General features: G+C 67.4%; 13 protein-coding genes. 5 read left to right on the top strand and 8 right to left on the bottom strand.

Features of this window, described 5'->3' with window-relative positions; genetic code table 11:
* Positions 1–162 precede the first annotated feature (162 nt).
* Entirely contained in the window at positions 163–1,143 is a 981-nt protein-coding gene (locus IT779_RS26240) for a PaaI family thioesterase (protein ID WP_232542107.1), read from the top strand.
* A 304-nt stretch (positions 1,144–1,447) separates the two neighbouring features.
* Here the strand turns inward: IT779_RS26240 and IT779_RS26235 are convergent, their stop codons facing one another.
* Positions 1,448–1,777 (bottom strand): hypothetical protein, encoded by a 330-nt coding sequence (locus IT779_RS26235; RefSeq protein ID WP_196152094.1) that lies wholly within the window; start codon positions 1,775–1,777, stop codon positions 1,448–1,450.
* Between the two features lie 44 nt (positions 1,778–1,821).
* Complete coding sequence (locus IT779_RS38065; RefSeq protein WP_232542106.1) at positions 1,822–1,992, bottom strand: hypothetical protein; 171 nt, start codon at positions 1,990–1,992, stop codon at positions 1,822–1,824.
* Positions 1,993–2,441: 449 nt separating this feature from the next.
* On the opposite strand from IT779_RS38065, the gene IT779_RS26230 reads away from it, so the two are divergent.
* Complete coding sequence (locus tag IT779_RS26230) at positions 2,442–2,855, top strand: nuclear transport factor 2 family protein (RefSeq protein WP_196152093.1); 414 nt, start codon at positions 2,442–2,444, stop codon at positions 2,853–2,855.
* A 70-nt stretch (positions 2,856–2,925) separates the two neighbouring features.
* On the opposite strand, the gene IT779_RS26225 is transcribed toward IT779_RS26230, so the two are convergent.
* Positions 2,926–4,143 carry an ABC transporter substrate-binding protein gene (locus tag IT779_RS26225; protein ID WP_196152092.1) on the bottom strand — a complete coding sequence of 406 codons (1,218 nt, stop codon included), beginning with the start codon at positions 4,141–4,143 and terminating at the stop codon, positions 2,926–2,928.
* 316 nt (positions 4,144–4,459) lie between these two features.
* Here IT779_RS26225 and IT779_RS26220 point away from each other — a divergent pair, with 316 nt between their 5' ends.
* Genes IT779_RS26220 through IT779_RS26210 form a run of 3 tightly spaced genes read left to right on the top strand, consistent with a single transcriptional unit; the run spans position 4,460 to position 8,006 of the window.
* On the top strand, positions 4,460–6,463 hold the full coding sequence (locus IT779_RS26220) for an ABC transporter permease (RefSeq protein WP_196152091.1): 2,004 nt from the start codon (positions 4,460–4,462) through the stop codon (positions 6,461–6,463).
* Positions 6,460–7,293 carry an ABC transporter ATP-binding protein gene (locus IT779_RS26215; RefSeq protein ID WP_196152090.1) on the top strand — a complete coding sequence of 278 codons (834 nt, stop codon included), beginning with the start codon at positions 6,460–6,462 and terminating at the stop codon, positions 7,291–7,293. The genes IT779_RS26220 and IT779_RS26215 overlap by 4 nt, the downstream gene beginning before the upstream one ends.
* Complete coding sequence (locus IT779_RS26210) at positions 7,290–8,006, top strand: ABC transporter ATP-binding protein (protein WP_196152089.1); 717 nt, start codon at positions 7,290–7,292, stop codon at positions 8,004–8,006. Before IT779_RS26215 ends, IT779_RS26210 begins: the two co-directional genes overlap by 4 nt.
* Positions 8,007–8,024: 18 nt before the next feature.
* Here the strand turns inward: IT779_RS26210 and IT779_RS26205 are convergent, their stop codons facing one another.
* The 5 genes from IT779_RS26205 to fabG all read right to left on the bottom strand — a co-directional run bounded on the left by IT779_RS26205 (position 8,025) and on the right by fabG (position 12,272).
* Complete coding sequence (locus IT779_RS26205) at positions 8,025–8,822, bottom strand: enoyl-CoA hydratase/isomerase family protein (protein ID WP_196152088.1); 798 nt, start codon at positions 8,820–8,822, stop codon at positions 8,025–8,027.
* A 50-nt stretch (positions 8,823–8,872) separates the two neighbouring features.
* Positions 8,873–9,244, bottom strand: a complete 372-nt coding sequence (locus IT779_RS26200) for an ArsR/SmtB family transcription factor (protein WP_196152087.1) — start codon at positions 9,242–9,244, stop codon at positions 8,873–8,875.
* Between the two features lie 193 nt (positions 9,245–9,437).
* On the bottom strand, positions 9,438–10,649 hold the full coding sequence (locus IT779_RS26195; protein WP_196152086.1) for an acetyl-CoA C-acetyltransferase: 1,212 nt from the start codon (positions 10,647–10,649) through the stop codon (positions 9,438–9,440).
* Between the two features lie 170 nt (positions 10,650–10,819).
* Positions 10,820–11,449 carry a TetR/AcrR family transcriptional regulator gene (locus IT779_RS26190; RefSeq protein WP_196152085.1) on the bottom strand — a complete coding sequence of 210 codons (630 nt, stop codon included), beginning with the start codon at positions 11,447–11,449 and terminating at the stop codon, positions 10,820–10,822.
* A gap of 64 nt (positions 11,450–11,513) precedes the next feature.
* A complete protein-coding gene (fabG, locus tag IT779_RS26185; protein ID WP_196152084.1) occupies positions 11,514–12,272 on the bottom strand; it encodes a 3-oxoacyl-ACP reductase FabG in 759 nt (252 codons plus the stop codon).
* Between the last annotated feature and the right edge of the window lie 15 nt (positions 12,273–12,287).

The following is a 12,287-nucleotide window of genomic DNA, read 5'->3' as shown; positions in this document are numbered from 1 at the left end:
AATTCATCTCGGCTGTGGTCGGCGTCACCGCTGCGCACGACGTGAAACATGACCACCGGGAAGTCCCATGAGGTACGGTTCATCGCATTGAACTATGGTTCATCACAAGGTCGGCGCCTGCGGCTCGGAGGCGCCTGTTCGGGTCGACGGGATCGAGGGACCATGCACGACGCAGTCATCGCGGCCGAGGCATGCCCTCCCGATGACACGACGCTCAGCGCTACTTCGCCCGCGGCTACCGGACAGCAGCCCGTCGCGACCGGCTTCATCGCCGATTTCGGCCTGGTCTCGGTACAGCTCGACCGCGAACGCTCGCTGATCCGCTGCGATCTGCACGACAAGCTTCGATCGCACGCCGGGACGGCGCCCGTCGGGTTGCTGGCGACCGTGATGGATATCGTGACCTCCGATCCGGCTCTCGTAGCGGCGGTCCCCGATTGGACCGCTACGCAAGACCTCGCATTACACGCGGCCGAATGGATCACCGAAGGACCCGTCGTGGTCGACAGCAGGTTGATCCGTGCGGGCAAGAGGGTCGTCGTCGTCTCCGCCGACGTCTACGACGGCAACGGCTGCGAGGATCTGTCCGAGTTGGCGGCCGCGATCGACTCGGGATCGGCGCGGAAATCCCGCGGCGAACCCACCCTCGCCGCGCGCGGACTCGTCACCTTCGCTCGTCTGCCCCGTTCGGCCGCGCACGATGCGGACGCCTATACCCCGGATCGGTGGATCGGGAGAGTTCGCACTCATCCGGTGACCGCGATCGAGGAGTCGCTCTTCTCGAGATTGGGTATCCGTGTCGTCGACGGCGCGCAGGGCATACTCGAACTCGACCGTACCCCGTTCGTCGCGAACCAGATCGGCACGATCATGGGCGGAGCCCAAGCTCTGCTCGCGGAGTGCGCCGCGCAGGCGATGCGCCCCGAACTGGTCGCGGCCGACATACAGATGAATTTCCTCGCCCAAGTCAGAGTCGGACCCGCGCGAACCTACGGCAGTGTGATCCGAGACGCGGCCGATCACAGTGTGCTGAGCATCCGGCTCGTCGACGCGGGCGCCGACGACATGATCCTTGCCCTGACCACCGTGACACTGAGCAGACCCGGCTCGCTCGTCGATCGGCCGATCCGATCGACGCGGTGACTTTCCGCGTTCGGGCCAGGCGGCCCGACTCCGCCTCGACGCCATAGCCATGGCGCACAACGGGACCGAGGACGGCGGTGAGCCACGATACCGACGAGCGGGATGGCCATCACCGTCGAATTCGACACCGCGGGGCGCGCCTACCTATCCGAGGGAGGACCCGAGACGATCGGCACGGTCGGCCCGATCCTCACCGCGCAGGCCGCACTCGGCACATGGGCCGACACCCCCTGCGCCGTACCTTGTCGGTCACACGGTCCGAGATCGTGCACAGCCTGGAACGTCACTCGCCAGGCGACTCTTCCTATTTGGTCGGTAGCGCGTTCTGGAGACCACCGACGTCGGTGATCTTCCAGTCGGCGTTACGGTCGATGGTCAGCGAATACGTCACCGTCGTCACCGCGCCGTTCGCGCTCTGCACACTGGTCGAATTCACGTTCAGGTAGACGTTGACCTTGTAGACGCCCCCGGACTCCGCGGTGACCGCGGCGGACAGTGGCGTGGCGGTCGATGTCCACTGCAACGGGAGCAGGATCTGTTGGAGTTGCCGTGCGCCTGCGTCGAATTCGGCGGCCAACTGCGGGGTTGTCCCGGCCTCGAGACTGCCCAGCCAGGCCGCGATGCTCGGTGGCACGGGCGATCCACTTCGGCTGTACCAGGGAATGTCGGGTCATGAAATCAGATCTCCAGATCCGCCGCGACCGCATGGCTCGCAGCGCCGAAGATGTCGCCGAGCGAGAGTTCGAATGCGATGTGGGCGGCACGTGATGTGCTGACTGCCAGGGGAATTCGAGTGGAATTGAATACGGTAGCGGGTACCGTATTCGATTTACCATCGGCGATCAACACTCGACTATTTGCGAGTACCTTTTCGGGTCGACTCGGTCGCGGCCATAACCATCGGTTGTCGACACGGTTGTTGGACTAATCGTGTCGGAGGTCACACAGTGGAAGCGCGAGCTTACGAACGGAGTCATCGATGCAGGTGGGTCACCCTCCGCAGACTTGCCGAAGTCGTCGCCTCGATCTCCCGGCGACTACGTGCCGCCGACCCCACGCCGGGCGCCGCGATCCTGATCGTCACCCCGCTCGACAACGCCGCCGTGACCGCCTGTCTCGCCACGCCGGTCGAGGCCGAAGCCCGACGATCCGGCGCCACACGATGTCGACGCCTCGGCCATCGTCCTGTTCACGTCGGGACGACAGGAAATTCCAAAGGCGTTGTGCACAGCCTCAATACGATCCGCAGCGGGGGCGCTACCGTATCGAAATTACGAAATCAGCAGCTGGAGGCAACGATGGCCGAGGAGACTGTCGACGGCGCCGTGATCGACCGGTGTTTCGCGGGCCTGGAGGCAGGTGACGTCGACGCGGCGCTCGCGTGCTTGGCACCGGACGCCACCGTCTGGCACGGCTTCGACCGCGTCGCGCACGATCTCGGTGGCGTCCGCGCGGGGTGGGAGAAACTCGTCGCGGGCACATCGCACCGGGCTGTCGTCGACGTGCGGCGGGCGCCGACGCCGACCGGCTTCGTCCAGCAGCACTTGCTCACCATGCGCACCCACACCGGCATACGGCTCGCGTGGCCGGTGTGCATCGTGGTGCGCATCCGAGCGGGCCGCATCAGCCGCATCGACGAATATGTCGATCGCGCAGGGCATTTCACCCTGTCCGAAGACCGTGGTCGCACCGATCCGAAGCTCGGGGAATAACCCCCGTGCCCGAGCGTCGTGGATGACGGGCTCGACCCGTCCGTCCACGACGCCGGGGCGCCGACCGCTACTAGAGGCGTGTGCCGCACAAGGGGGTGCCGTTGGGCACGGGGACGAACCCGTCGCCCTTCAGGTCGACCAGGTAGACGCAGTCCTTTTCCGAGTTGAGCGTCGCGAAGTCGGCAGGGGCGGCCAGCAACCCGCTCGCGTCCCAACTGCGGTCACCGCGCAGCGCGGAGGTGAACTTGGCCTGCGACGCGTCGCAGCCCGCTGCCTCGAGTCCGTAGATCATCAGGTCGGCGGCCAGCCATCCGTAGGTCTGCGAGAAGGTGGGCACACCCGACGGCGAACCCGCGTACTGCTTGAGCGCGTCGGCGAACTTCTGTGTCGCGGGCGTGTTCATCTCACTCGGTGCGGTCTGGCTGACGAAGGTCATGCCCTGGGCGGCCTGCACCGCGGGCGGCGAGGCCAGCAGATCCGCACCGTATCCGGTCACCGAGACGATGCTCTTCAGGTTGACGCCCGCTTGCCGCAGGCCGCCGACGATCGCCAGCGAGGTGTCCGGGTTGATCGGCAGGTACAGTGCCTCCGCGCCGGAGTTCTTGATACCGAGCACGATCGCTCCGACGTCGGCGGAACCGATCGCGAGCGTGTCGTTCACATACGCGCGGCCGATGCCCGCCGCATCGGACGAGCGCAGCGCCTGGTTCATGCCCTCCTGCGACGCCTTGTTGTCGTAGGAGACCGCGGCGACCTTGGTGATCCCCATGGCCTTCCAGTAGTCGCCCATCGTCGTATAGGTGTTGGCGAAGTCGGGAACCTTCTGCACGGCGGCGAAGAGGTTGCTGTCGGTCTCCAGCCACTGGGGCGCGGAATCGAAGGCGCCACCGATGGCCGGGGTGCCCTTCGCCGAGGTGGTCATGTACTTCGCGGCGCCGAAGAAGTACGGGCTGACTTCGAGGACCGCATAGGCCTTGTCCTGCTGTACGAGCTTCTGCGCGCCCGCGAGCGCGCCCTGCGGACTCGACTGGTCGTCCGCGGTGACCAGGTCGAATTGCAGGCCCGAACACTTGCCGCCTTCGGCCTTGTATGCCTGCAACCTGGCTTCGACTCCCGGCTTCGCGCCGACGAAGCCTGCGCTGGCGGGACCGCTCAGGGTCGTGAGCAGCCCGACCTTGACCGTTCCGCCCGCGCTGCCCGCGCCGGAGTCGTTGTCGCCGCCGCATGCCGCGACTGCGAACATGACGGCGCACAGCACGCCTGTCATCCGGACCGCACTCTTGCGCATCCCTTCACCAACCTTCTTGCTCAGCTGTGGCCTCCGCCACTCGCCGGATGCCGGTTGCCACACTGCCTTAAAAACATGAAAGTGTCATCGATATCGAAAAAATTCGCTCGACATTGCCCGGAGCTGCATCGAGACCAGCATGGGGCATGCCTCGGTCTTGACAAGCACAGTGGGTCAGGTCACATAATCAGACCCGGTTCGACGTTCAGAAATTTACTTCGAGGTTCATCGAAGCGTATGTCTCGCTCACTCGCCCGCCCGCGACCACGAGATCCGGCCGGTGTCGCGGCGATCCCTCGAAGGTCTTGGAGGTTTGGTGCTCTCGTACATCCTGGCCGGACTGGCGCTCGGCTCCATCTACGCGATTGCCGCCGGTTCCCTGGTGATCACGTTCGTAGCGTCGGGTGTCTTCAACCTGGCCTTCGCGGCGATGGCCTTCGCGGTCGCGCGCTGCTTCTACTTCCTGAACACCGAACAGGGCTGGGCGATATTGCCGTCGGCATCGGTGTCCCTCGGTGTCTTCGCGCCGCTGCTCGGAGTGGTGTTGTACGGACTCCTGTTCCGCCACTTGCGACTGCGGTCCACGCTGATCAAGCTGGTGGCGACGATCGGCCTTTCGGTGGCGCTGCCGCCGCTGGTCAATCTGATCTTCGGCCAACTCGTCAACGTCACCGCGCCGGGCTTGGCTCCCCGGCCGCTGCACGTCTTCCATGTCTTCGGCACGGCGGTCAACGCCGACCAAGTCGTCGCCTACCTCGGGCTACTCGTGGTTCTCACCCTCGGGGTCGGCGTGCTCCGCTTCACCGAGGTCGGCTTGAAGATCCGTGCCCTGGTCGATTCCGAGGCCATGACCTCGCTCAGCGGTATCAGTCCCGGACGCGTCTCGGTGGGCGTGTGGGCGGCCAGCGGAGTGCTCGCAGGATTGGCGGGCATCCTCGTCGCGCCGACCTCCGGGCTCTCGGCCGAAGCCATGACCGGCGTCATGGCCACCGCGTTCGCCGCCGTGGTCGCGGCGCGCTTGCGCAGCCTGCCGGTGGCGATTCTGGTGGCCGTCCTCATGGGTGTCGCGACCGGTGTCGTGCAGAAGTTCATCGATCCCCAGAGCGCCTTCGCGGCCAAGGCGATCCCCAGCGTGCCGTTCGCGCTGATGCTGGTCTTCCTGCTCTACCACGCGTTCCGCGGGCAAGCGGGAGATGTCGTCGCGGGCGGCGGGCTCGACCGAGCGATCAGCACCCAGAGCAGCGCCCCCGTCGCCGTCGCGGGCGGCGACGTCCGCACGCGGCGTATCCGACCCGGACTCGTGGCGGGCGCCCTCGTCTTCGTCGTCGTGGCCGTGCTGCCCTCGGTCATGGACGAGTACTGGACCGGCCTCGTCACCGCAGGCATCTGCTGCGGCATCGCGTTGCTGTCCTACACCCTCGTCGTCGGCGAAGGCGGGATGGTCTGGTTGTCCCAGATCACCTTCGCGGGCATGGGAGCCGTGCTCGCGGCCGAGTTGACCGCCAACCGGGGGTGGTCTCCGCTGCTCGCAGTCGTCGTCGCGGCCCTCGTGGTGACCCCGGTCGGCATCCTCATCGGCGTGCTCACCATTCGCCTCGGCGAACTGTACGTGGCCCTGGTGACCCTCAGCTTCGGACTCCTCGTCACCACGTTGCTGTTCACCCAGGACTCCATCTACCAATACGGCATCGGAGTCGACATGCGGCGACCCGAGTTCGCGGCCGACTCCACGTCGTTCGCCTACCTCGCACTCGGCGCGTTCGCGATCATCGGTCTGCTCATCGTCAACGTGCGCCGCTCGACGACAGGCCTCGCGGTCGGAGCGGTGCGCTGGAGCGAGAACGGCGCGCGCACCATCGGTCTCAGCGTGGTGCAGACCAAAGTCGTTCTCACCGCCCTGGCCACCTTCGTCGCCGCGATCGGCGGCGGCTTCCTCGCGATGAACTTCCAGTCGACGCTGCCGGACAGCTTCAACCCGTTCCTCGGACTGGTCTGGCTCGCCGTGCTGGTCACCATCGGATCGCGCTCGATCGTCGCCGCGCTCGTCGCCGGGCTGCTTTTCTACCTGATGCCCGGCGTGTTCGCCAGTTACCTGCCCTCCGACCTCGCCAAGGTCCCGGTCATCCTCTTCGGTCTCGGCGCCATCTCCGTCGCCCGCAACCCCGAGGGGGCGATCGCGCAGATCGGCAACGACCTCGGCGGCCTCCTGGCGCGGCTGCGGCGCGGCGGCGCGAGCGCACGCTCAGCCGCTGCCGATCCGCCGACCGCGAACGAAGTCTCGTCCCATGCCGAACACATCAAGGTCGGAGGTCAGGTATGAGCGCCGAGCCGAACGCGACGCCCCGCCTCGAGGCCCGCGACATCACCATGCGGTTCGGCGGACTCGTCGCGCTGGATAATGTGTGCCTGTCGGTCCCGCCCCGGTCCATCGTCGGACTGGTCGGCCCCAACGGCGCGGGCAAGAGCACACTGTTCGGCGTGCTGTCGGGTCTGCTGAACCCGACGGCGGGCACCGTGTTCATCGACGGTGTCGAGATGACCGGGAAGTCGGCGCAGGCGCGCGCCGCGCGCGGCATGGCGAGGACCTTCCAGCATCCCGAACTGTTCCTGTCGCTGACGGTGCGCGAGCACATCGTGCTGGCCGACCGTATCCGCCACGCCAAGCGCAGGGTGTGGAGCGATCTGCTGACCGGACGGGGGCTCGGCAAGCCGGCGGCAGCCGAGAACCAGCGCGTTGACGCCCTGCTCGACGCGCTCGGCCTCGGACCGATCCGGCATCGCTGCGTGGGCGACCTGCCGCTCGGCTCGTGCCGATTGGTCGAGGTCGCGCGAGCGCTCGCGGTCGAACCCACCGTGCTGTTGCTCGACGAACCCTCCTCGGGGCTCGACGTCCGCGAAACCGGCGAACTCGCCGACGTCATGCAGCGAGTCGTCGCCGAGCGCGGGGTGTCGCTGCTGTTCGTCGAGCACGACGTCGAACTCGTGCTGCGCATCTGCGATTCGGTGACCGTCCTCGACTTCGGCATCGAGATCGCGTCCGGCACGCCCGCGCAGATCCGGTCGAATCCGGCCGTCCGCGCGGCCTATCTCGGCAAGGAAATCGAACAGTCGGCGACGGGCGCCGATTGGAATCAGGGAGCGGTTCGATGAGTACGAGTTCACCGCTGCTGAGCGTCCGCGAACTCGCCGTGCGATACGGTTCGGCGCAGGCGCTGCTCGACGTATCGCTCGAGATACCGGCCAACAGCGCGGTCGCCGTCCTCGGCGCGAACGGCGCGGGCAAGAGTACCCTCGCCCGCGCCCTGTCCGGTCTGATCCCGGTCGCGGGCGGCACGGTCGAATTCGACGGCGCCGACATCACCGGTTCCTCGGCGACGAAGGTGCGGCGCGCCGGGATGATCCATCTCCCCGAAGGACGCGGAGTGTTCCCTCGACTGACGGTGCAGGAAAACCTCCGACTGGCCCTGTCCGTGGACAGGATCGGCCGCGCCGCAGCCTTCGAACGCGCGTTCACGTTCTTCCCGGTGCTCGGGCAGCGCCGCAAACAGGTCGCGGGCACCCTCTCCGGTGGCGAGCAGCAGATGCTGTCGCTGGCCCGCGCGCTGATGGTGAACCCGAAACTCGTGATCGCCGACGAGATGTCGCTCGGGTTGGCGCCGAAACTGGTCGACGTCGTCTTCGATGGTCTGGCCGCGGCACGCCGGGCGGGCGTCGCGGTCCTGATGATCGAGCAGTTCGCGAGCCGGGCCATCGCCTTCGCCGACCACTGTGTCATCCTCCAGCGCGGCGGCCTGGCCTGGTCGGGGCCCGCCAGGCAGGCAGGCGACGAGCTCCTGCACCGGTACCTCGGCGGCGCCGCGTAATTTTCGCGCCGTCGCGTGTCAGTTGCCGAGGAATCGCGGAGACCTGTTCTCGCGGAAGGCGAGGATTCCTTCGTGGATATCGGCGGTGGTCATGGTGACCGGCTGGGCCAGCGACTCCCACTGCAATGCCTGCTCGAGACCCGTGAACGACTGTGCCAAGCCCGCTTTGGTCAAGCGCAGCGCGATCGGCCCCGCCTCGGCGATCTCGGTGGCCACCGCGAGCGCGCGGTCGAGCACGTTCGTGGCGACCTCGGTGACCAGCCCCCAGGTCAGTGCCTGGTCCGCAGGCACCTCACGGCCGGTGTAGAGCATGTCGCGCGCGCGGGTCACGCCGATCGCCTCCGGCAGCAGCCACGTTGCCCCCATGCCGCTGTGGGTGCCCCGGTGCGCGAACGGCGTGCTGAATCGCGCGGACGGACCGGCGAACCGGACATCACAGGCCAACGCCAGACAGACGCCTGCCCCGATGACGGGGCCGTTGACCGCGGCCAGGACCGGTATCGACAGTGCTCGCGGGCGTAGCCAGCTCCGGTAGAAAGGCAGCATCCGCGCGCGCAGGCGGTCGATCGTGGCGTCCTCGGACGGGCCGCCGTCCAGCCACGACATGTCGGCGCCGGAACAGAAGCACTCCCCCGCTCCGGTCACCACGAGGACACGGGCCTCGGCATCGGCCGCGACATCGTCGAGCGCTCCGTCCCAAGCCGCGGTGAGCTCCTCGGTCATCGCGTTGCGCACGCGGGGACGGTTCAGCGTCAGCAGGCGCACTCCCGCCGCCGGACGCGTCAGCAGCACGGGGCCGGACGAACTGGCCGACATGGGAACCCCTTCCGATCCGAGTCGCACCGCGACTCCGCTCAGCCGCATTCCTACCAGGTCAGAAGCCGGCTCACGGACTCGATCTCCGCGCGATCCGCCGCTTCGGCGCCGTCGGGATCGGCGTCCGTCGCCACCATCCGCATTCCGGGCAGCAGGGCGGCCAGATCCTCCAGCAGGTCGGCCAGCGTGTCGGGGCGCAACGCGTACGAGTGGTGGCGTCCCCGCTTGCGCACTTCGATCAGACCCGCCTGCGCGAGGATCTTGAGGTGATAGGAGATGGTCGGCTTCGCCACCGGCAGGCGGTCTTCGAGCACGGCGGCGGCGACCTCGACGCCACCGACCATCTGCCGGACGATATCCCATCGGATCGGGTCACCCAACGCCTTGAAGGCGTCGGCGATCACGATCGCGTCGCGCGCCATTCCACATCCTCCTCCGCTACGCCGCCACTTCCCGCCGCGGGCATCCCGGCGCGGCGAAGCGGACGCATCCCCGACGCCCGCTCGACTCGGACGACGGCGGCAACGATGGATCGCAGTCGAATGTACAGCCCACCCACGCGATATTTCGATATTTTCGCAAATATTAGTACCAGGCGGCGCGTGTCCGCCCCCTTCAGCCGATCCGCTCGAAGATGGCGGACAAGCCCTGGCCTCCCCCGATACACATCGTCTCGAGCGCGTAGCGTTGCTCTCGGCGGTCCAGCTCGCGCAGCGCCGTCGCCAGTATCCGCACTCCGGTCGCGCCGACCGGATGGCCGAGTGAGATGCCCGAGCCGTTCACGTTGAGGCGGTCGAAATCGCCGTCCCCGAATTTCCACGCCGCGGTGCACGCGAGGACCTGCGCGGCGAACGCCTCGTTGAGTTCGATCAGGTCCATGTCCGCCAGTTCCAGATCCGCGCGGGCGAGAGCGGCGGCGGTCGCGGGGACCGGGCCGATGCCCATGCGCGCGGGCTCGACACCGGCGGCGGCCCAGGTCACCAGGCGGGCCAGCGGACGAAGCCCGAGCTCGTCGGCCTTCTCGCGGGTGGTGACGACGCAGGCCGCTGCCCCGTCGTTCTGACCGCTGGAATTGCCCGCGGTGACGGTGGAGAGCGGGTCGGCCTTCGAGCGCACCGGCTTCAGGGCGGACAACGATTCCGGGGATACGTCCGGTCGGGGATGCTCATCGTGGTCGAGCACCACCTCGCCCTCGCGGGTACTCACCGTGATCGGCACGATCTCCTCGGCGAACCGGCCGTCCCGCTGGGCGGCCACCGCACGCCGATGCGAGAGCAGCGCGAGTTCGTCCTGCGCCGCTCGGGTCACCGAGTACTCCGCGCGCAGGTTCTCCGCCGTCTCCAGCATTCCTCCCGGCACCGGGTAGTGCTTGCCGCCCGCGGTGACCCGGCCCCGGCCGATGCGATCGGCGAGTTGAGCGGACTCCCCCCGCAAACCGAAGCGCAGGCCGAGGGCGTAGTGCTCGGCCTGGCTCATGCTTTCCGCACCGCCCGCGACGACCAGATCGCACACGCCGGTCTGAACACGCATCGCGGCATCGATCACCGCCTGCAGGCCCGAACCGCACCGGCGGTCGAGTTGCAGACCGGGGACCGTCACCGGCAGACCCGCGTCCAGCGCCGCCACCCGCCCGATACCGGGCGCCTCGCCGTTCGGATAGCACTGCCCGAACAGCACATCGTCGACATCGGCGCCGTCTATTCCGGTGCGCCGCACCAGTTCTCGCAGTACGGCGCTGGCCAGATCGGCTGCGGGCACATCCTTGAACATGCCTCCGTATCGACCCACCGGACTACGGAGGGGCTCACAGATCACCGCGTCACGCATTGTTCGTCTCTTTCGGTAGCCACCGTGGGGTCAGGACTCGGAGGGCGAGTCGCGCCTCAGGCACGGCGCGACATCGCGGCGAGATCGGCACGGAAGGCGGGCTCGCCGAAGGACTCCTAGCACCGTTCGTCAGCCTGCCAGAAATTATTGGTCGACGTCAATAATGAAAATCAGCCGTCGCTCCGCGCATTGCCCGTGTCCAACCCGAGCGAATTGGCCCAGAGCAGGGTCAGCTGCTCCACCGCGCGGTCGAAGTCGTAGGACCAGCCGCCGATGAACATCGTCTCGGCGAATCGGGCGACCATGCCACCGAGGGCCATCGCCGCGTAACGCTTGTCGATGCGCGGGTCCGCGAGACCGTCGGCTTGTAACCGAGCGATCGCCGACTCGAGGCGGATGCCGAGGTAGTCGTCTCGTTTCGTCCGGACCGCACGCACGTCCTGGTCGTAGCGGCTGACCTCTTCGATGACCCGCATGATCTTGGCTTCGCGCCGGTAGGCCAGCAGATAGGAGCGGTTCGCGGCGCGGATCCGAGCCATCGCGTCGCCCTTGCGGTCGCTGTCGTGCGCGATGTCGTCCATGGACACCAAGCGCACCTCGACCTCTTCGGCGATCTCCCGGAACAGAGCTTCCTTGGATTCGAAATAGTGGTAGAACGACCCGTGCGAGACCTCCGCCCGACTTGCGATGTCGGTGATCCTCGCCTGTAGGAATCCATCGCGCTCGAATACCGCTTTACCCGCCTCGAGCAGGCGAGCGCGGGTACGGCGCCCCTTCGGGGAACGCGGACCGGAATCCATCGAAACCTTCTCCTCTCCGGAGCGAGCCGACCGGCTCGGCTCGGACGCGAGACACACCTGCGAATCACATGAAACGGCCGCCGGTGACCTCGAGCACGGTCCCCGTCATATACGAGGACAGGTCCGAGGCCAGAAACAGTGCGACGGAAGCGATTTCGGAGGGCTCCCCGGCTCGCTGCATGGGGATGCCCGCGAGCTTCTCGGCGAAGATCCGCTCCGGCATCGCCTCGGTCATCGCCGTGCGGATCAGTCCGGGCTGGATCGCGTTGACCCGAACGCCGTGGTGCGCCATCTCCTTGGCCGCCGCCTTGGTCATCCCGACGATGCCCGCCTTGGCGGCGGAGTAGTTGGTCTGGCCCGCCATGCCGACCTTGCCCGAGATGGAGGACACGTTGACGATCGCGCCCGCCTCGGCCTCGCGCATGATCGCCGCCGCTTTGCGGGTACCGTTCCAGGTTCCCTTCAGGTGCACGGCGATCACCTGGTCGAACTGGTCCTCGGTCATCGTGCGCATCGTCGCGTCGCGCGTGATCCCCGCGTTGTTCACGACCACATCGAGCGTCCCGAATGCGTCGATCGCGGCCGACAGCAGCGCGTCGACATCACCGGACTGTGTGACGTCGCAGCGGACCCCGACCGCTGCGGCCTGGCCGCCGAGTTTCTCCGCGGCCACGGCGGCGAGGTCGGCATCCAGGTCGCCGATGACCACGCGGGCGCCCTCGCTGACGAACAATTCGGCTATCGCATAGCCGATGCCCTGCGCCGCGCCGGTGATCACGGCGGTCTTGTCCGCCAGAAGTGGTCGGGTCACATCGAACTCCATTCGAGAAGAGGTACG

Origin of the sequence: Nocardia bovistercoris, from assembly GCF_015674855.1 — a bacterium.
Lineage (GTDB): Bacteria > Actinomycetota > Actinomycetes > Mycobacteriales > Mycobacteriaceae > Nocardia > Nocardia bovistercoris.
This window is presented reverse-complemented; position numbering and strand designations above follow the sequence as displayed.